We start from the raw sequence: 19162 nt of genomic DNA, 5'->3' as shown, positions 1-19162 counted from the left end.
CCAAAACACAACCCATATGGATTCTCTAGCACATATTTTCAAAGCACTTTCAGAACCTTTACGGTTACGCATTGTGTATCTACTCCTGCAAAGAGACTCTTTATGCGTCTGTGATCTGGTGTCGGTTTTAGAACAGGGCCAAAGCACGATTTCTCGTCATTTGGCTTATTTAAAGCACGCCGGCCTGGTCAGCGCTTGGCGCGAAGGCAATTGGATGCATTACCGCTTGGAAAAATCCGCACTGTCGCAGATTCATCTGCAACCATTCACAGACTATCTGCACCGCACGCCGGAGTGCAAACAGGACTTGGCGCGTTTGATCGACTACGAGAAATCCCCCAGAAGTTGTCCGCGCTAAGCAGACTGTTCATTTTTTCCTATCCTCAATTTAACTCCTACTCGCCGCAAGCCACTCTTTTTTCAATAAAAACCCGATAAATATCATCAAACTTTAATATAATACCCGGCTCGGTTTTCATAAATTTTGAGTAGAGTTTCGTAAATGAAGAATCGCGTGTTTGATGTGGTCATCGTGGGCGGCGGCATTTCCGGCTGCGCCCTAACCTATGTATTATCAAAATACAGTGATGTTAAATCCATTGCCGTCCTGGAAAAATACGGTTCGCTGGCGCCACTGAACTCCAATGCGCGCAGCAACAGCCAAACCTTGCACTGTGGTGACATCGAAACCAATTACACTCTCGAAAAGGCGATCATCGTTAAACGCCAGGCGAACATGCTGGTGAAGTATGCGGAACAGACCGACAAAAACGATTTCCTCTACAAGTTCCCAAAAATGATTCTTGCCGTCGGTGAAGAAGAGTGTGAGCGTCTGGAAAAGCGCCACCACGAATTTGCCGAGGCTTTCCCCTATATGGAACTGTGGGATGCGGAACGCATTGCCGAAGTGGAACCGAGCGTCGCCCTAAAAGACGGCAAACCGCGCCCGGAAAAAATCCTCGCCTCCGGCTGCACCGACGAATATTCCGCCGTGAACTATGGCAACCTGTCAAAGTCATTTATCAACAGCGCGCGCCAGTATGGCAAAGAGATTAATGTCTCTCTGGGCACTCAGGTTGAAAAAATTGCCAAATACGAAGACCACTACGAACTGACCACGCCGCAAGGTACCTTCCTGGCGCATTTTGTCGTGGTCTCCGCCGGTGCACACAGCCTGCTCCTGGCCAACCAGCTTGGTCACGGACTGGACATGTCTATTCTGCCAATGGCCGGCAGTTTCTACTATGTGCCTAAAATGCTCAACGGCAAGGTCTACACCATGCAAAACGACAAACTGCCGTTTGCCGCCTTGCACGGTGATCCGGACCTGGTTGAAATGGACAAAACCCGCCTAGGGCCAACCGCGCTGGTACTGCCGAAACTGGAACGCTATACCGGTGGAACCTACTGGGATTTCTGGAAGAGTTTGAAGCTGGACTTCAAGGTGCTGAAAGTTTTCTGGGATCTGATGAAAGACAGCACCATCCGCAACTACATCTTCCGCAATTTCGCCTTTGAAATTCCATGGCTGCGTACCCGCCTGTTTGCTAAGGACGCACAAAAAATCATTCCTGATGTCAAAGCCCAAGATTTGGAGTATGCCGAAGGCATTGGCGGCTTACGCCCTCAAGTCATCGACAAGACCGAAATGAAACTAAAATTGGGGGAAGCCAGCATTGTTCCAGAAGACGAAAATCTGATCTTCAATATGACGCCGTCTCCGGGAGCCACCACCTGTCTAGGCAACGCCTATCGCGATGCCCAGATCATTGCCGAGCGTCTGGGCGCCAACCTCAATAAAGAACAATTGGTTGACGACCTGTTAGACGGCGAAGACCTACTGTTCTTTAAATAGCCCTTACCATGCCTGGTCCGCTGCCCGTTCACCTGATTACCGGCCTGCTCGGCAGCGGCAAAACCACCACCCTGCAACACCTGATCAAACAAAAACCGGCGGACGAACGCTGGGGCCTGCTAATCAACGAATTTGGCGACATTGACATTGATGCCGCCACTGTGAAAAGCCAACACCCGGACATGGAAGTGGTCGAAGTCAGCGGCGGCTGTCTATGCTGCACCGCCCAGTTCACCCTGCAACAGGCCATTGAACGACTCGCCAGCCTGTCGCCGGAACTTGACCGTCTATGGATTGAGCCGACCGGCTTGGGCCATCCCGCCAAAGTGCTCGACGTACTCAAACAGAAATCCTTTTCCCGAACTTTGGCCGTACAAGCCGTGATCGGTGTCATCACCCCGATGCAACTCACCCCGGAACGTTGGCAAAAATCGGCGGTGATGCGCGACCTGATGCATCTGGCGGAGATCATTTTGGTCAACAAAACCGATCAGGCCTCGCCAGCACAAACCGAACAGGCCTGCCGATTCCTGCAGACGCTCTATCCGCCTAAAAAAGCCATACTCCCCCTCAATTTCGGTCAGGTTTCACTCACAGACGTGCAGCAAGCACACCAACCGGCACCATTTATTTTACTGCACGGCCTGGACACCCATTTAAACCAGCTGCAAACCCGTACCGTAACTTACCCGAGCACGCTGCCCGGAATAGAAAGCTGCCAGGCTACTTATTCAGGCTCAAATCAGAATGCGGCAGTTGCCAACCTTAACGCATTAGGCTGGCGCTTTAGTTCAGAGATACCATTCAATCGCGTGCAACTGAAAACGTTTTTCCAACAACTCGCGCCACAGTTGCAACGCGCAAAAGGTCTGCTTAAAACAGGAAAAGAGTGGCAGTTGATTAACTGGAGTGACGACCAACTCACCTTTGAAGAGATCGCCTGGCGAGCAGACAGTCGCTTGGAACTGATTTTCAAAACCGGCCCCGTTGTCTCTCTATCCAACAAAACGCAAAACCCTATCAACAATATTGAAATTCAATTACTTAGCTGCCTTAATTTGTCGTAAAACTGTCATTAAAATTTCTGCGACGTGTAAAAATTTGCTAGAATTGCGTTTCATTTTCATTTTGGATTTTTCAACAGGCCCAATTGCCGTTCTTTAACATTGAAAATAAAGCGACGGAGCCCGCTTGAAATCCAATTCAGAGCGCCATTTCAAATCAAACGGCCTTGACGCTCACTCATTTAAAAAGTCGAAGGAAATTGCATGACCAAGCACATGCCCGATATCGCATGCCAACCGCATTTTGGCCCTAGCGGAAAACTGAACTGGGTTGGAATGAGTGGAATCGAACTCCCCATTTTAGTTAAACAAGCTCAATCCGATGGTTCGAAAGCCATCGACATTCGCGTCTCCTCTCAAGCTCAGGCGTATGTCAATCTGATTGACCCGCAGAGCAAAGGGATTCACATGTCCCGCCTTTACCTGTTACTGGACCAGATGGCGACTGAAAAGGCTTTGACACCAAAAAGCGTACGCGCGATTCTGGAGAAATTCATTGAATCGCATCAGGGGTTAAGCACCCACGCTTTTGTTGAATTCAAGTTCGATTACTATGAGCGCCGTAAATCGCTTAAAAGCGATAACAGTGGCTGGAAGCACTATCCTGCTACGTTACGAGGTGAACTGCTCAATGGTACATTTGAATGCGAGCTGTCGATTGAAGTCCCTTACTCCTCTACCTGTCCATGTTCGGCGGCCCTGTCGCGCCAACTGATTCAGGAAGCGTTTGAAGCCCAATTTGCCGGGAAGGAACTGGACTACCAAACGGTGGTAGACTGGTTGGGCACGCCGGAAGGGATTAATGCCACACCGCACAGCCAGCGCTCTTACGCTCAGGTCAAAGTCAAAGTTCAAGAGAGCGATCATCTGCAAATTTCCGATCTGATCAACCAGATTGAAGACGCGCTGCAAACACCGGTGCAGGCGACTGTTAAGCGTGAAGACGAACAGGAATTTGCGCGTTTGAACGCCTCCAACCTGATGTTCTGTGAAGACGCCGGGCGTCGCCTGCAGAACAAACTGGAACAGAACCCGGAATATCTGGACTACTGGGTACGCGTTAACCACCTGGAAAGCCTACACCCGCACGATGCCGTCGCCATCGTCACCAAAGGCGTGGAGAACGGCTATATCGACGATCCCAACCTGATGGATCCGATGAAATAAGCGACTCCTGTTTGAAAACAGATTTGAGAGATTATTTTGAGGCTCTTCAAGGCGAAAGGCAGCGAAGTTTGGTAAAACCAAATGAGCCGTTTTTCAACAAAGAAGCCGCTCAAAATGTATGAACGATTTGGGAGATGATTTTGGGGGATTTCTAGGCAAACAGACGCGAAGTTTAGTAACACTAAATGAGCGTCTGTTTAACAACGAAATCAGACACGATCTAATTTGCGTGGAAATTTTTAGTGCAGTTCAAGGCGGAGACGAACGAAGTTGAGTAACACTCAATAAGTTCGGCTCCAACACAGAAATGCTCAAAATTTACCGCAAATTAAAAATCACCGCCGGTGATTTCGTTGTAGACATGCCGTGCGTTATTCTTCGCCGCCTGATCAAACACCGGACGATCTTTATACATCGATTGATCCACCTGCTCAGCCTCCTCACCATTGCCGCCAGCATCCACCACTTTCTGTACCGCCTGATGCAGATACACCAGATAATCATACGTCTGACGCTTAATCGTCGCCATATCCGCCGGCGTGCCGTGCCCTGGAATCACGAAGGTATCGGCCGGAATGTTCTCCATCATATTTTTATAGGAACCTTCCCAGGCAAACGAATCGGTATAGTTAAAGAACACCGGCATACGCTCATTAAACCCGAGATCACCGGTCAACAGCACTTTGCGCGATGGAATGTACATACTGGTGGACGCCGGAGTATGCCCCGGACCGAAATCCTTGAGAATCACCACTTCGCCACCACCGACATCAACCTGCATTTCACCATCGAAGGTGGTGAATTTGTCAGACACATTGCGAGCTGAATTGGTCAAAGCCTTACTGACCCGGGTTCCCCACTCATCCTTAATGAAGTCAAAGGCGTCATTAAACTGCTGGTTGGCCATCGAACTGGAATAAAGGTTTCTAACCCCCACATCCACCCAGTAGCTCGCGCCTAAATAGGCGTGCCCCTGATTATTTTCCACTGCGACCCACTTAACCGGCTTGTTGGTAACCTGTTTAATTTGCTGATGCAAGCTGTATGCCAGAGCCGGATTGGCTCCCGCATTAAACACAAAGACGCCGTTTTCAAAAACAATAAACGACAGATTATTGTTGAGGCCGAAATTGGCAGGATTGTGCCAAATCATGCTTCCGACCACGGTGTAGACACCGTCGGTGACCTCTTGGGCTTGCGGGATTGGCAACACCTTACCGATATATCCGGCTTTCTTCTCCGTCTGGCTAACATCTTTAGCGTAGGTTTCTACAGACTCTTCCAGCGTCACGCTGTAACTGCCGAGTTCTTTGGCATAAGCCTCAAAACCGGCAACATAAGGATCCTCATTGGCCGTCGAAGCCGATACAGCGGACGCTGCAAAAACAGATGACAAAGCGAGCATTAACAGGCTTTTTTTCATGATCTCTCCCCCTAAAAGAAAATCAGTGCACCGCCATCTTAACATTTAAATTCAAGGGGGATTATTACTAAGTTCTATCAAGCAAGTTGGAATTTTTATGCTCGTAAACATCAAAGATGGTAATCGCCATGGCGGCAATCACCGGACCGAAAAACAAGCCGATAACACCGAAGTGAATCAGTCCGGCAAAGGTGGAGAGTACCGTCATCAAGGTATGGTTGGCCACCGCTAAATCCTGAGCCGTTTCGCCTAACGAACGGGTAATGCGATTAATCATCACCGGGCGCATAATGTTATCGATAATAAAGCCGGTGACCACCACTCCCCAAAACGCAATCACCGCCGCCGTCACATAGTCGCCTTGCACCAAAGCAAAAACCGCGACCGGAATCCATACCAGGGCGGCGCCGACGACAGGGATAAACGACGCCACCGCCACCGCCATACCAATAAACAATCCGGGCAATCCCAGCAACCAGGCGACAATCGCAAAGGAGACCCCCTGCATCAACGCAATGCCGAGTACCGACAGAGTCAGTACGGTAGACAGGCTGGCAAAACGGTTCATAATCATCTGGTCATAATAGTTTTCCAGAGGCGACAGAATTTTGATGTGATGCGCAATGCGATGCCCGTCGCGGTAAAAGAAAAACAAGGCGAACACGGAAAGCCCCAAAAAGGTCAGAAACGACGAGGTGCTGCCAACGATGCCTTCAAGCAGAAACAGCGTTACTTTTTGCGCAAAACCGATGATCTTTTCGGAATTGTTTTTAAGCTGTTCCAGAAGGCTTAACTGCGTCTCCTCACTCAATGGCAAATAACTGAATACCGCTTGATTCAATTCCATCAGGCTTTCCGCATTTTGCTGACCAAACCAGGCCTGCGCACTGGCATAAAGCTGTCCGACCTGTAAACTCACCTCCACCAACAAATACGTCACCGGTGCAATTACGCCGACAAATACCAGTAAACTCATACCTGAAGCCGCCATTGTCTGTGACCCATTCACTCGCTGTAAAAGGCGGTCATAAAAGCCATAACTGGCGGTAGCGAGAATCATGGCAAAGAACAAGGCTTCCAAAAACGGAGAAAATAGCCATAACAGGCCAAACAGAGCCAATAAGAGTAAAATAAGTAAAAAGCCTTCCTCATAGGGAGCATTCGCGCGCATAATAAAACCTCAAGAAGATAAGCGAATCGTATTGAGAAAATCGTACTGAAAATAAAAGGTACCCTATCATGAACCCGAATATCGACAAAGTGATAATTCGCCCTCAAGGCTCACTGCAAATTCTGTCATCACAGGAAGCCTCTCAGCTCAGCGACATGAGCGCCGGCGGTCTTAACGACCTGCTCCGTCAGTGTGCGCTCGCCGTTTTAAACACCGGCTCCCCAAATGACAGCGGTTTGGCGCTACTGGAGGCCTACCCGGATTTTGACATTCAAGTAAACGTCAAAGGACGCGGCGTTCAGCTCATCCTCAAACACCCACCGAAACATGCCTTTGTCGATGGCGAAATGATCGTCGGGCTTAAAGAACACCTGTATGCGGTGCTGCGCGATCTGGTTTATGCCCGCAATGAAATTCTCGAGTCGGGCCAATACGATCTGAATGACAGCAGCGGCATTACCAATGCGGTATTTCATATGGCACGCAATGCGCGTCTCCTGGTACCTGGCGCCCTGCCGAATGTGGTGGTGTGCTGGGGGGGCCACTCCATCACTCGCGAAGAGTACGACTACAGCAAACACCAGGGCTATGAATTTGGTCTGCGTCATTTGGACGTGTGCACCGGCTGCGGCCCTGGCGCCATGAAAGGTCCGATGAAAGGGGCCGTACTTGGCCACGGCAAACAGCGCTACCGGAACGGACGCTACATCGGTATCAGTGAACCGGGGATTATCGCCGCCGAAGCCCCGAATGCGATCGTCAACGAGCTGTGCATTTTGCCCGACATTGAAAAGCGCCTTGAAGCGTTTGTCCGCATCGGACACGGCATCGTCGTCTTCCCCGGCGGCGTCGGCACGATGGAAGAAATCCTTTATCTGTTGAGCATCCTGTTACACCCGAACAATCAATCGATGCCGTTTCCGCTGATTTTCACCGGCCCGGCCAGCAGCCAGAACTACTTTGACAGCATCATCCGTTTTATTGAAACTACCTTGGGAGCAGAGGCCGCGCAACGGATGCATGTGATTATCGACAATCCGGCCGAAGTGGCACGGCAGATGCGTGAATCGATGGAAATCGTTCGTCAGGATCGCAAGGAAAGCAGCGACGCCTACTATTACAACTGGCGCCTGCACATCGAATTCGATCTGCAGCAACCGTTTATGCCGTCGCACGCCAACATGGCGGAACTTAATCTGCACCGTAATCAGCCGGCACACCAGCTGGCCAGTCAGCTGCGCAAGGCCTTTTCCGGAATTGTCGCCGGTAATGTTAAGGCCGATGGCATTCGTGAAATCGAATTCCATGGCCCCTTTGAAATCCACGGAGACCCGGAGATCATGCATGCTTTGGATGAGCTCCTTGAGCAGTTTATCGAACAAAAACGCATGAAGATCGACGCAAGCACGTATAATCCGTGCTACAAAATTATCCGATAACAAATTGACCGATCCATTTGAGCGGAAGACGCATGACTTTTGAAGATTTTGATCTCGACGACGTACTGTTAAGCGCCATTAAAAAACAGGCCTTTAATAAACCCACGCCCATTCAGCAGGAAGCGATTCCAGCGATGCTGGAACGCAACGACGTGCTCGCCGGCGCCGCCACCGGTACCGGAAAAACCGCAGCGTTTGTCCTGCCGATGCTGCAGTATCTGTTGGACGAACCCAGACATGCACGCCATCCACGCGTACTGCTATTGGCCCCTACGCGTGAACTGGCGTTTCAGATTCACAAAGTCATCAAGCAACTCGGCACTTTCTGCAACTTCAAAACCGCCATCATTACCGGTGGTTTTGATAAATCCAACCAGAGCAAAACCCTGCAGGAAGCGTTTGATATTCTGGTCGCCACCCCTGGCCGTCTGACCTATCTGATGGCGGAAGGCGTCGTCAATTTGTCCGAAATCGAGATGGTCATTATCGACGAAGCGGACCGCATGCTCGATATGGGGCAGGGCAAGGATGTTTTGGCTTTATTGGAAGCCATTCCGGGCGATTTTCAGGCAGGCCTGTTCTCAGCCACCCTGGCGGGTTCCGGGGTGACCAAATTTGCCGAAGAGATTCTGGACGAACCGGTCACCATTCAGATTGACGCCCCTAATCAGAAATCCGAGCAGATTCAGCAACTGGTCTATCTGGCGAACGACAAAGCGCACAAACAGGCGTTACTGGAGAACATTCTCAGTGACGCCAGCTGCGAAAGCGCCATCGTGTTCTGCAACAAGAAAGAGCGCGCCATTGAAGTGACCGAATGGCTGCAATCGCGCAACCTGTCTGCCCAGGTATTACACGGCGACTTTATCCAGGCGGTACGCCTGGAAAAGATGAAAAAATTCAAAAGCGGCAAAATCAAAATCCTCGTCGCCACCGATGTCGCGGCACGCGGTTTGGATCTGTTGAATGTGACCCACGTGATCAACTACGACATGCCGTTTCGCGGTGATATCTACATTCACCGCATTGGCCGTACCGGTCGCGCCCAACAGGTCGGTTTAGCGGTGAACCTGGTGGAACGCCACGACATCGATAATCTGCTGCGCATTCAATACCATCTTGGCCAAGCCCTGCCGATTGCAAAAATCGAAGGCCTGGAAGCCAACTTCAAGCTCAAAGATGTATTGAAAAAGCCGACGAAAAAGAAATCTAAAAAGAAAGACTCGACTAAAAAAAGCAAAAGCAGCAAAAAGGCCAAGCCCGGCAAGAAAAAAACCGCCAAATAAACCGCTTAACCTGCCTTTAAGACTGAACAGGCCTGGTGGGAATGATGCTCACCAGGCCTGTTCAGTTTTAAATCGTGGGTTTGTAATCAGTCAACCGGGATATTCTCCGGCACATCTCGATTGGCCTGAGGTTGTGACGAGAGCAAATCGAAATAGTAGTGCGCCATCGCAATCACTGCAAAGACTGGGGCAAACAGGCTAAGAACCGGCAGAAAACTCAAGGCAAAAAAACCGCCCAAGGTCAGCGTCGGTGTCCAGTTATCGAGACTTTTCACCTGATTAAATAACGGTTCCGGCAAAATCACCTGCCCCACATCCAACACGACGGAATAGCGGAAGAACAGGAAACCCAGCGCCCAAAACCACACCAGGTTAATCAACGGAATGAACAGCATGGGAATGGTGACCAGGAACAGCAAAAACAGCAACAGGCCGAACTTAAGCAACTTCCACAACATGCCCGTCATGCTGCCATGACCGTAATAAGGCGTGTGCGGATAGTGCTTGTCATGCACGGCCTTAACCAGTGAATCGGTCATGAAGCCGGTAATCACCATCGCAAACAACAATACCAGATAACTGCCAAGCAGCAGTCCAAGGACACCGGCCACCAAGGAGACAAACAGGCCGATCACCCACAATAACACTCCGCCGATCAATGGAATGGAACCAATACTCTGCTCGGCGGCTTCCGACCAGGCATGAAACTCCTGAACCATAGGATTCTGGGTAAAGAAGTCGCTGACCAGAAACAGTCCGAAAATGCCGTAGCCCATTAAAGAAACCAAAATGATCGCCGCCACAAACGGAACAAACAGCCGCCACAAAATGGCCGGTTCTTTCAGGTCGGATAACGTTTTCCAGTACAGATCAAGCATGTGCGCTTTGCCCTCGGTTACTTAATCCAGATGGATTTGATATTGGTAAATTCACGAATGCCCTGTGAGGAAAGCTCTCGCCCGTATCCTGAGTTTTTTACCCCGCCAAACGGCATACGCGGATCGGAAAAAGTGGTGCTGTTCACATAGGTGGCACCCGATTCCATACCACGCGCCATGGCTTCAGCGGTCGCCAGATCACCGGTCCAGATGGAACCACCCAAACCGAAATCGACTGAATTGGCGATACCCAGCGCATGTGCTGGTTCTGTCGCTTTCAGCACCACCGCAACCGGGCCAAACAACTCTTCCTTGTAAGCGGGCATGTTACTGGTGACATCAGTCAAAATCGTCGGTGCGTAGTAGCATCCCGGACGATCGAGCTGATAACCACCGGTGACGATTTTGGCACCCATCTCCACGGAGCGCATGACTTGATCGTGCAGTTCGTCCAGCAAATCTTGACGCGCCATTGGCGCTAAAGTGGTTTTTTCATCCAAAGGATCACCAGCGACAAAATGCGATTCAATCGCCTCTTTAAAGCGTTCAACAAAGGTTTCAGCGATAAACTGATCGACAATAAAGCGTTTGGCTGCAATACAGCTCTGCCCCATATTGATGAATCGACCTTTGACCGCCCCCTGAATGACCTCATCCATTTTGGCGTCATCCAGAACAATAAAGGCATCCGACCCGCCCAGCTCCAACACCGTCTTTTTCAATTCAGAGCCGGCAATCGCCGCGACCTTACGTCCCGCCGGCTCACTGCCGGTTAAAGTCACCGCGCGCACCGCAGGGTGGCGGATCACGCTTTCTACCTGAGAAGCGGAAATCATCAAAGTGGTGAAGATATATTCTGGAAAACCGGCTTTGCGGAAGACTTCTTCAATCGCCAACGCACATTGCGGCACATTGGAGGCGTGCTTCAACAGGGCAATGTTTCCCGCCACCAGCGCAGGAGCGGCAAAGCGGAATACCTGCCAGAACGGGAAATTCCATGGCATCACCGCCAATACCGGCCCTAATGGCAGGTAAGCCACATAGCTCTTGCTGGCATCTGTCTCAATCAACTCATCCGCTAAAAATTCCGGGCCCTTGTCTGCATAGAATTCACACACCCAAGCAGACTTTTCTATTTCCGCTTCCGCTTCCGCCAGCGTTTTGCCCATTTCCAAAGTAATCAATTCGGCAAGCAGATCACTGTCGTCACGCAACACTTGAGCCACACGGCGTACCAAAGCGCAACGATCTTCGATCGGCGTCAATTTAGACCAATCCGAAAAGGCATACCCCGCTTGCGTCACCACTTCATCCAGGGTGTCCTGATCCCAGGTTTCAAAGGTGGCTAAGAGTTCACCGTTAGCCGGATTGACTGACTGCATTGCCATTAGGGTTCTCCAAATTATCTCTGTTTAAAATAGGCTTGATTATATAAAAAGAGGGCGATCAATGCCCTCTTGTGATGCGTTGAGTTTAAGCCATCACGGCCTGTTGCGCCCAAGCGGCAGAGGCGACATAGTTGTTGCTGATTTGAACAATACCCAGAGAGTCGAAAGTCAGATGTTCGTTGTCCTCATCACCCTTTTGCATGGCGTTCAACACCGTCAATATCTCCCCCATCTTGCCTTCATGTAACACCAATGCCTTGGTCAGAGACTCTTCGAGAGGCAAGGCGTCGACAACTTCCTCCATGGTGGTTTGGAAAAAAGCGTCCAAATGCGACAGCAAACCAACCAAGAAATAGCTGTCTTTTTCTTGGCCTCGCCCGGTTTGCATCGCCATCATCTCGCAGAACTTTGCATTCAGCAGGGAGGTCGTCAGCAACTCCTGAGGGACATCCTCCATATTGGAGAGCATCAATAAGTTTACCCAAAACTTGAGACGCTTAAGCCCCATGTATTTGAGTCCGTCCGCAATGGTTTCGACGTGTACCGGCAATTCGTTCGCCGGATGGTTAATCGCGACCAGAAGCTTATGGCTAAGACCGACATCTTGAGAGATAATCTCGGTCAGCTCATCAAAACTGGTTTGCGGCGCATTGACCTTTGCCATTAACTGCAACAAGTTGAGTTTGTTACCGGACAGTTTTCGGTTGTTAAGGACGGTTGGATTGGTAAAGAAATAGCCGAGATAATAATCAAAGTCCAACTGAAGCAGATGCTGATAGCTTTCTTCGGTTTCCACTGAATCGGCAATCACCTTGATATCACGCTGATGCAACGATTCCACCATCTCTTTAAGCTGCGGTTCGTTGAAATTGTCTACCCGAATCTTGGCATAGTTGACAATGGTCGACAGTTTATCGCTCTGCTCATCGCCCATGTAATCTTCAAGCAGAAACTGATAGCCTTTCTGTTTCAACGCTTTCAAATTACGCAACACATCCGCACTTTGCAAAACCTCTCGTCCGATGGCCAATACGACTAAATGATCTGAGCTGAAGTTGGGAATCCTTTCAGGCCTGAGCAAACCGGCGGGCAACTTTAAAACACAAGGGTAACTCCCCACAATGGCGGCAAAGCCAATGTCATTTTCAATCTTATCAATCAGCGCTTCAGTGGCGGGTTCGGTATGTCCATTCGGATTCATACCGATATGAAATTTAAGCTCGTATGCGAATAACCTTTTTTGCCCGTCCAGCAGGGGTTGCCGACCAATATAGACTTCCGATTTTTGCATTGCACCACCTTATTATTTATGGCGAATTTACTCAAACTGTACGCTCTTTTCCAGGTACATTCAACTAAAATCAGGTCTGCGCGCATCCTGCTCCGACAGTAGCCTGCTGGCAATATTAAAACCGCGTCCTTGGGCCTTTTAAAAATATTGCCAAAATAATTAACGGTTAAACAATAAGCGCTGTCCGGGCGTAAAGTCAGCAAATTCACCCTGATGATACTTCAATTCACCGCTCACAATGGTGCTGATGACGCTGGATTTAAAGGTATGCCCCTCCCATGGAGACCACTGACATTTGTACAGGTTATGCGCCTTATCATCCGTGTGTGGCTTATGCATATCCACCAGCACTAAATCGGCCCAATACCCTTCGCGGATGAAACCACGATCTTCGATCTGATAGCGAATGGCGACATTGTGCGCCGTTTTCTGCACGATCGTTTCCAAATCAAAAACGCCCTCATGCACCATATCCAACAGGGCAGACAACGATTGTTGAACTTGAGGCAAACCGGCCGGAGCCTTGAAGTAACTATTATCCTTCTCTTCCAGGGTATGCGGCGCGTGGTCCGTGGCAATGATATCAATACGCCCTTCTTTAACCGCCTGACGAACCGCATCGCGATCCGACTGTTTTTTTATCGCCGGGTTACACTTGATCAACGATCCTTTGGTTTCATAGTCGGAATCGCTAAACCACAGGTGGTGGACACACGCTTCCGCCGTAATCTTTTTACCTTCTATCGGACCGGGTTCAAACAGCGCCAACTCCTCGGCCGTAGTGATGTGCAACACATGCAGATCCGCCCCCGTTTCCTTGGCCAAATCTACCGCAAAAGACGACGATTTGTAGCAGGCCTCTCGACAACGGATGTCCGGATGCGCTGACATGGGGACCTCTTCTCCGTATTGTTCGCGGTACTTCGCCTCTTGTGCCTTAATCATCGGGGTGTCTTCACAATGCGTGGCGATCAACATCGGGCTGTGAGTAAAAATTTCGCGTAGCGCCTGCTCTTGGTCTACCAACATATTTCCGGTAGACGAGCCCATAAACACTTTTACTCCACACACATTGCGTGGATTGACCTTTTTTAACTCTTCAATGTTGTCGTTGGTACCACCAAAATAGAATGAATAGTTAACCCAAGACTTTTCCGCCCCTAAGCGGTATTTTGCTTCGAGATTCTCAATACTGGTGGTGGGAGGGTTCACATTGGGCATTTCCATAAACGAGGTCGTCCCTCCGGCCAACGCCGCCTTGGATTCAGTGGCAATGTCCCCTTTTTGGGTCAAGCCCGGTTCACGGAAATGCACCTGGTCATCAATAATTCCCGGTAGCAGAAGCAACCCCTGAGCATCAATCACACGATCCGCCGCCGCATCAATCCCATCGGCAATCTTCTCAATCCGACCGTTTTTAATCAGCACATCTGCAACTTTTTGCTGGCCTTCGTTAACAATGGTCGCTTGTGTAATCAAAATCGTTGGCAGAGTTTGGGGCGATTCGCTCATGACTTACTTCCTCTCTCACTTGGGGCTGGACTTTAGCGGTTAAAAGTTTATGGCTATTTTAGCCCGAATTGTCTGAATTTTGAGGGTTTTTCCCAACAGGCCTACTGATTTTATGCACATGCATATTAAGACCAAGAAGAGTAGAATAAATAGATTGAATTCGGCTGAAAGCAACGATCTGAAACGGTTTTACTGAATCGTTCGCAACGTTCTATCACCAAGACTTAAATCCAAACAGATCAGGGTATTTTCATGAACCCAATTAAATGGCTACTGATTGGCCTCGTTCGCATCTATCAGCTGCTTATAAGCCCATTACTCGGTCCACGCTGCCGCTTTTATCCAAGCTGCTCGAATTACACCATTGATGCCATCAAACAACACGGTGTACTCTGCGGGAGCTGGCTTGCCATTAAGCGCATTGGACGCTGCCATCCCGGGAATCCCGGCGGTGTCGACCCCGTACCAAGCTGTGGCTGTCGAGCTCATAAAGACGGATACGACAACGATCAAGCTGATGCGGAATGCCCGTCATCCAGTCTCAAGACCAATCCGCCAAAACACTCTCATAAAAAGTAGAAGCTAATCTGGCCACTTTACAAATTCACCGCGCTGTCATATTTTTAGAGGATAATAAGTAATCGATTTTGCTTGGGTACCCATTTAATTTAACCGGCCGAAAATCAAAATCGAAAAGCACCCCTTTAATGCAATATGAAGAATGCGCATAATCAATACAGGTCAAACAGAAATGCACACTGAGTCCACTTCAGATCACATCATGACAGAACAAGAACACGCCCCGCTGAATGCTGAAAACTACCCTAAGTACATAAATCGCGAGCGCAGTTTGCTGGAGTTCAACCGCCGTGTCTTGGCCCAGGCGAAAAAACCGGATATTCCGTTATTGGAGCGCCTGAAGTACCTGTGCATTTCCAGCAGCAATATGGACGAATTTTTTGAAGTCCGCCTGGCCAGTCTGTATGAGTTGAAAAACGATCCGGGCGCACTCACCAAACCGGACGGTCTGCTGCCCCAAGAGGCCATTGACATGCTGCAACAGACGGCACACGACATTGTCGAAGACCAGTACCACACCCTAAACAATGTACTCATTCCGGATTTACAAAAAGAGAACATTCGCTTCTTACGCCGCAACCACTGGAGCGAACAACATAAAGAATGGATTCGTAACTACTTTTTGGAATCCTTACAACCGGTATTAAGCCCAATGGGATTGGATCCGTCACACCCGTTCCCGAGAATTCTCAATAAGAGTTTGAACTTTATTGTTTCTCTGGAAGGCAAGGATGCCTTCGGTCGTTCCAATGGACTGGCGGTGGTTCAGGTACCCCGCTCTTTGCCACGTATTATCAAACTGCCGCCGGAAGCGACTGATGGTGAAAACGACTTTGTCTTCCTCTCGTCGGTACTGCATGCCAATGTCGCCACCCTCTTCCCGGGCATGACGGTGACCGGCTGCTACCAGTTCCGCGTGACCCGCAACACCAACCTCTTTATCGATGAAGAAGAGGTCGAAGACATTATGGGCGCGCTAAAAGGGGAACTTTCCGGCCGACAATACGGCGGCGCTATTCGCCTGGAAGTGGCGGATAACTGTCCGCGCAATATGGTTGAGTTTTTACTTGATCAATTCCAGCTTGAAGAAGAAGCCCTATATCAGGTCAACGGCCCGGTGAACCTGCACCGACTGAATGCCGTGCCGGATATGGCGAATCGTCCCGACTTGCTGTTCACCCCCTATTCACAAAAACAGCTTAAACAGCGCAAAACCGATAAAGGGTTCCGCTTATTCCAACGTAAAAAACAACCAGAAACCCTGTTTGAACGCATTCAACGTAAAGATTTGCTGCTACACCACCCTTATGATTCCTTTACCCCAGTCATCGAATTTTTACAGCAAGCGGCGGTAGACCCTGGTGTATTAGCCATCCGCATGACCCTCTACCGAACCGGGGAAAACTCAGCCATTATCGACGCTCTAGAAAAAGCGGCACGCAACGGCAAGGAGGTCACCGCTGTGGTGGAACTGCGCGCACGCTTTGATGAAGACACCAATATCATCCAAGCCACTCGCCTGCAGGATGCCGGTGTGCATGTGGTGTATGGTGTGGTTGGATATAAGACGCACGCCAAAATGATTCTGGTGGTGCGCCGCGAAGGCGATAAACTGCGCCATTACACCCACTTGGGAACCGGGAACTATCATCACATCACCACGCGCTTCTATACGGATTTCGGACTATTCACCGCCAATCCTGCGATTGGGCGAGACGCTTCCAAAATTTTCCAACAGCTCACCAGCCTCGGTGAAACCAAAGGATTAGAAGTACTTTTACAGTCCCCGTTCTCGCTACACAGTGGCATGATCGAGCGCATTCATCGTGAAGCCGAACACGCCCGCCAAGGCAAACCGGCGCGGATTATCGCCAAAATGAACGGATTGCAGGAACAAGCCATCATCGACGCACTTTATGACGCTTCTCAAGCCGGCGTTAAAATCGACCTGATCATCCGCGGCATGTGCTCGTTACGCCCCGGGATACCAGGCCAGTCGGAAAACATTACCGTGACCAGCATCGTTGGCCGCTTTCTGGAACATCACCGGGTTTATTACTTTGAAAACTATGGTGGTGAACCGGAACTTTACTGCTCAAGTGCAGACTGGATGAGCCGTAATCTGCTTTCTCGAGTTGAAACCTGTTTCCCAATCCTGGAAGCCGACTGTTTCCAAAAAGTGTATACGGAAGGTTTGGCCATTTACCTGGAAGACAATGTCAACGCCTGGGTGCTGCAACCGGATGGAACCTATCAGCAAAAAACGCCAGACGGCAAACCGGCTTTCTGTGCCCAACAAGCGTTGATTGAGAAATATAGTCAGTAACGGTTGACCAGCCTCGAAGCAATGGCACGTGGGGATGAACGAAATCGTTCAACTCCACGCCTTGCATTTAAATTTTTTAGCCTTCCTGGTACACCATCATTGCATCTCGCATTAAAAAATTGTTTTATGTCTCTAAGAGACAAAAACGGTTAAACTAGGCCCCTCTTTGAATGGCCTCTTACGACAGTTTGACTCGATCCAACCCTGATAAACAGATTTGGCCACTTTAACGAACCATTGCGACATCGATTGTATGAATACCACAGCCAATCTTGAACATACTTCAGAAACTGAAGGTCCGCTCTATGCAGCTATTGACCTCGGTTCCAACAGTTTTCACCTGATCATTGCCCGTGAAGTACACGGACAAATGCAGGTCGTTGACCGCCACAAAGAAATGATTCGTCTGCGTGCCGGACTAGATAAAAACGGGTACCTCACGGAAAAAGCGTTCAATAAAGCCATCGAATGTTTGCAGCGATTTGGCCAGCTTATTAATCAAATTCCCACCCAAAACGTACGCGCTGTTGGCACCAACACGCTACGCAACGCTAAAAACAGTCGTGAATTTCTCTTACAGGCGCGTCAAGCACTGGGCCACAGCATTCAGATCATTACCGGCCAAGAAGAAGCGCGTTTGATTTATCTGGGCGTTGCCCATGGTCTACCAGCAAGCGAAGAACAACGCCTGGTCATGGACATTGGCGGCGGCAGCACTGAATACATTATCGGCAGCCAGTTTACGCATACCCATCTCACCAGCACTGAGATGGGCTGTGTCAGCGTCACACAAAAACATTTTGACAAGGGCATGATCACCCTCGAAAAAATGGAACGAGCAATCTCCGCCTGCCGCCTGACTCTGCGTCCGCATCAGGTCAAACTGAAACGTCTTGGCTGGGATACCGCCATTGGCGCTTCCGGCTCCATCAAGTCTATCGGCCAGATTCTGGAACAGAACCAGTGGAGCGACCACGGCATTACCCTCCCGGCACTGTATAAGCTGCGCGACGCCCTGATTGAAACCGGAAATGCCGATGACCTTGATATAGAAGGACTGAAAGATGAGCGCCGTCCGGTCCTTGCCGGCGGCTTAGCGGTTTTGATCGCCACTTTTGAAGAACTCGACATTGAGCAGATGCAAGTCTCGCCCAATGCCCTGCGTGAAGGCTTGATCTTTGACACTTTGGGACGCCTGTTCGCCAAAGACGCACGTGAAATCAGCGTCGCTGCCATGCAGAAATGGATGCGCGTTGATACTCAGCAAGCAAACCACGTTTCTTTTACCGCTCAAGCTCTGTTCAAACAGACGCATAACCTCTGGCAACTGCGTGACAACGAATATGACTTTAAAAAGTTGTTGAACTGGGCGGCCCAACTGCATGAATGCGGCATCGCCATCAGTTACAAACGCTACCGTCATCACAGTGCCTATCTGATTGCTCAGGCTGAAATGGCCGGATTCAACCAACAGGAAAAGCAGATTCTCAGCGCCCTGGTACTGAACCATCGTGGCAAGTTTATCTCCAAAGCCTACGATGAAATCGATATGCATCGTGACACCTTGATACGCCTCACGTTGTTGTTACGTTTGGCAGTGCGCATTCACCGCGGCCGCGATTTTGAGAACTTGGAGCCGACCCTTTACATCGAAAACGGAAATGAACTGCTGTTGGAGTTTGACGAGCATTGGCTGGAACAGCACCCAATGACCCGCCTGGATTTGGAAACGGAAGCCAAACGTCTTGAAGCCGCTGGCTACCAGCTGCACTTTAAATAAGTC

General features: G+C 49.8%; 15 protein-coding genes. 9 read left to right on the top strand and 6 right to left on the bottom strand.

Features of this window, described 5'->3' with window-relative positions; genetic code table 11:
- The first annotated feature begins 16 nt into the window (after positions 1-16).
- The 4 genes from QCB44_RS00375 to folE2 all read left to right on the top strand — a co-directional run bounded on the left by QCB44_RS00375 (position 17) and on the right by folE2 (position 4086).
- The gene (locus QCB44_RS00375) at positions 17-358 is read left to right on the top strand and encodes a metalloregulator ArsR/SmtB family transcription factor (RefSeq protein WP_279407230.1); all 342 of its coding nucleotides are present in this window, start codon (positions 17-19) and stop codon (positions 356-358) included.
- 144 nt (positions 359-502) lie between these two features.
- Positions 503-1855, top strand: coding sequence for an FAD-dependent oxidoreductase (locus QCB44_RS00370; RefSeq protein WP_279407228.1), 1353 nt, complete (start codon positions 503-505; stop codon positions 1853-1855).
- 8 nt (positions 1856-1863) lie between these two features.
- Positions 1864-2922, top strand: coding sequence for a GTP-binding protein (locus tag QCB44_RS00365; protein ID WP_279407226.1), 1059 nt, complete (start codon positions 1864-1866; stop codon positions 2920-2922).
- 201 nt (positions 2923-3123) lie between these two features.
- On the top strand, positions 3124-4086 hold the full coding sequence (gene folE2 / locus QCB44_RS00360; RefSeq protein ID WP_279407225.1) for a GTP cyclohydrolase FolE2: 963 nt from the start codon (positions 3124-3126) through the stop codon (positions 4084-4086).
- Between the two features lie 328 nt (positions 4087-4414).
- Here folE2 and QCB44_RS00355 read toward each other — a convergent pair whose 3' ends face one another.
- Together QCB44_RS00355 and QCB44_RS00350 are read right to left on the bottom strand one after the other, a co-directional pair.
- Positions 4415-5509 carry an MBL fold metallo-hydrolase gene (locus QCB44_RS00355; protein ID WP_279407224.1) on the bottom strand — a complete coding sequence of 365 codons (1095 nt, stop codon included), beginning with the start codon at positions 5507-5509 and terminating at the stop codon, positions 4415-4417.
- 67 nt (positions 5510-5576) lie between these two features.
- Positions 5577-6680 carry an AI-2E family transporter gene (locus tag QCB44_RS00350; protein ID WP_279407223.1) on the bottom strand — a complete coding sequence of 368 codons (1104 nt, stop codon included), beginning with the start codon at positions 6678-6680 and terminating at the stop codon, positions 5577-5579.
- 68 nt (positions 6681-6748) lie between these two features.
- Here QCB44_RS00350 and ppnN point away from each other — a divergent pair, with 68 nt between their 5' ends.
- Together ppnN and QCB44_RS00340 are read left to right on the top strand one after the other, a co-directional pair.
- Positions 6749-8119 carry a nucleotide 5'-monophosphate nucleosidase PpnN gene (ppnN, locus tag QCB44_RS00345; RefSeq protein WP_279407222.1) on the top strand — a complete coding sequence of 457 codons (1371 nt, stop codon included), beginning with the start codon at positions 6749-6751 and terminating at the stop codon, positions 8117-8119.
- Between the two features lie 32 nt (positions 8120-8151).
- Positions 8152-9405 (top strand): DEAD/DEAH box helicase, encoded by a 1254-nt coding sequence (locus QCB44_RS00340; protein ID WP_279407221.1) that lies wholly within the window; start codon positions 8152-8154, stop codon positions 9403-9405.
- Between the two features lie 86 nt (positions 9406-9491).
- On the opposite strand, the gene QCB44_RS00335 is transcribed toward QCB44_RS00340, so the two are convergent.
- From QCB44_RS00335 to QCB44_RS00320, 4 genes are all read right to left on the bottom strand, one after another.
- Entirely contained in the window at positions 9492-10283 is a 792-nt protein-coding gene (locus QCB44_RS00335) for an EI24 domain-containing protein (protein WP_279407220.1), read from the bottom strand.
- A 17-nt stretch (positions 10284-10300) separates the two neighbouring features.
- Positions 10301-11671: an NAD-dependent succinate-semialdehyde dehydrogenase gene (locus QCB44_RS00330; protein ID WP_279407219.1), complete on the bottom strand. Its 1371-nt coding sequence runs from the start codon at positions 11669-11671 to the stop codon at positions 10301-10303.
- Positions 11672-11756: 85 nt separating this feature from the next.
- Positions 11757-12962 (bottom strand): HDOD domain-containing protein, encoded by a 1206-nt coding sequence (locus tag QCB44_RS00325; protein WP_279407217.1) that lies wholly within the window; start codon positions 12960-12962, stop codon positions 11757-11759.
- Positions 12963-13121: 159 nt separating this feature from the next.
- Positions 13122-14474 carry a dihydroorotase gene (locus QCB44_RS00320; protein WP_279407215.1) on the bottom strand — a complete coding sequence of 451 codons (1353 nt, stop codon included), beginning with the start codon at positions 14472-14474 and terminating at the stop codon, positions 13122-13124.
- Positions 14475-14726: 252 nt separating this feature from the next.
- On the opposite strand from QCB44_RS00320, the gene yidD reads away from it, so the two are divergent.
- The 3 genes from yidD (at position 14727) to ppx (ending at position 19159) form a co-directional block, all read left to right on the top strand.
- On the top strand, positions 14727-15053 hold the full coding sequence (gene yidD, locus QCB44_RS00315) for a membrane protein insertion efficiency factor YidD (protein ID WP_279407213.1): 327 nt from the start codon (positions 14727-14729) through the stop codon (positions 15051-15053).
- Positions 15054-15255: 202 nt separating this feature from the next.
- On the top strand, positions 15256-17379 hold the full coding sequence (gene ppk1, locus QCB44_RS00310; RefSeq protein ID WP_279407212.1) for a polyphosphate kinase 1: 2124 nt from the start codon (positions 15256-15258) through the stop codon (positions 17377-17379).
- Positions 17380-17632: 253 nt separating this feature from the next.
- A complete protein-coding gene (gene ppx / locus QCB44_RS00305; RefSeq protein WP_279407210.1) occupies positions 17633-19159 on the top strand; it encodes an exopolyphosphatase in 1527 nt (508 codons plus the stop codon).
- The last annotated feature ends 3 nt before the right edge of the window (positions 19160-19162 follow it).

The organism is Thiomicrorhabdus sp. zzn3 (genome assembly GCF_029767755.1).
In the GTDB taxonomy this organism is placed as follows: domain Bacteria; phylum Pseudomonadota; class Gammaproteobacteria; order Thiomicrospirales; family Thiomicrospiraceae; genus Thiomicrorhabdus.
This window is presented reverse-complemented; position numbering and strand designations above follow the sequence as displayed.

Coding starts and splice junctions, on each gene's coding strand:
- QCB44_RS00375 (WP_279407230.1), top strand. CDS start 17: ATGGATTCTCTAGCACATATTTTCAAAGCACTTTCAGAACCTTTACGG.
- QCB44_RS00370 (WP_279407228.1), top strand. CDS start 503: ATGAAGAATCGCGTGTTTGATGTGGTCATCGTGGGCGGCGGCATTTCC.
- QCB44_RS00365 (WP_279407226.1), top strand. CDS start 1,864: ATGCCTGGTCCGCTGCCCGTTCACCTGATTACCGGCCTGCTCGGCAGC.
- folE2 (WP_279407225.1), top strand. CDS start 3,124: ATGACCAAGCACATGCCCGATATCGCATGCCAACCGCATTTTGGCCCT.
- QCB44_RS00355 (WP_279407224.1), bottom strand. CDS start 5,509: ATGAAAAAAAGCCTGTTAATGCTCGCTTTGTCATCTGTTTTTGCAGCG.
- QCB44_RS00350 (WP_279407223.1), bottom strand. CDS start 6,680: ATGCGCGCGAATGCTCCCTATGAGGAAGGCTTTTTACTTATTTTACTC.
- ppnN (WP_279407222.1), top strand. CDS start 6,749: ATGAACCCGAATATCGACAAAGTGATAATTCGCCCTCAAGGCTCACTG.
- QCB44_RS00340 (WP_279407221.1), top strand. CDS start 8,152: ATGACTTTTGAAGATTTTGATCTCGACGACGTACTGTTAAGCGCCATT.
- QCB44_RS00335 (WP_279407220.1), bottom strand. CDS start 10,283: ATGCTTGATCTGTACTGGAAAACGTTATCCGACCTGAAAGAACCGGCC.
- QCB44_RS00330 (WP_279407219.1), bottom strand. CDS start 11,671: ATGGCAATGCAGTCAGTCAATCCGGCTAACGGTGAACTCTTAGCCACC.
- QCB44_RS00325 (WP_279407217.1), bottom strand. CDS start 12,962: ATGCAAAAATCGGAAGTCTATATTGGTCGGCAACCCCTGCTGGACGGG.
- QCB44_RS00320 (WP_279407215.1), bottom strand. CDS start 14,474: ATGAGCGAATCGCCCCAAACTCTGCCAACGATTTTGATTACACAAGCG.
- yidD (WP_279407213.1), top strand. CDS start 14,727: ATGAACCCAATTAAATGGCTACTGATTGGCCTCGTTCGCATCTATCAG.
- ppk1 (WP_279407212.1), top strand. CDS start 15,256: ATGACAGAACAAGAACACGCCCCGCTGAATGCTGAAAACTACCCTAAG.
- ppx (WP_279407210.1), top strand. CDS start 17,633: ATGAATACCACAGCCAATCTTGAACATACTTCAGAAACTGAAGGTCCG.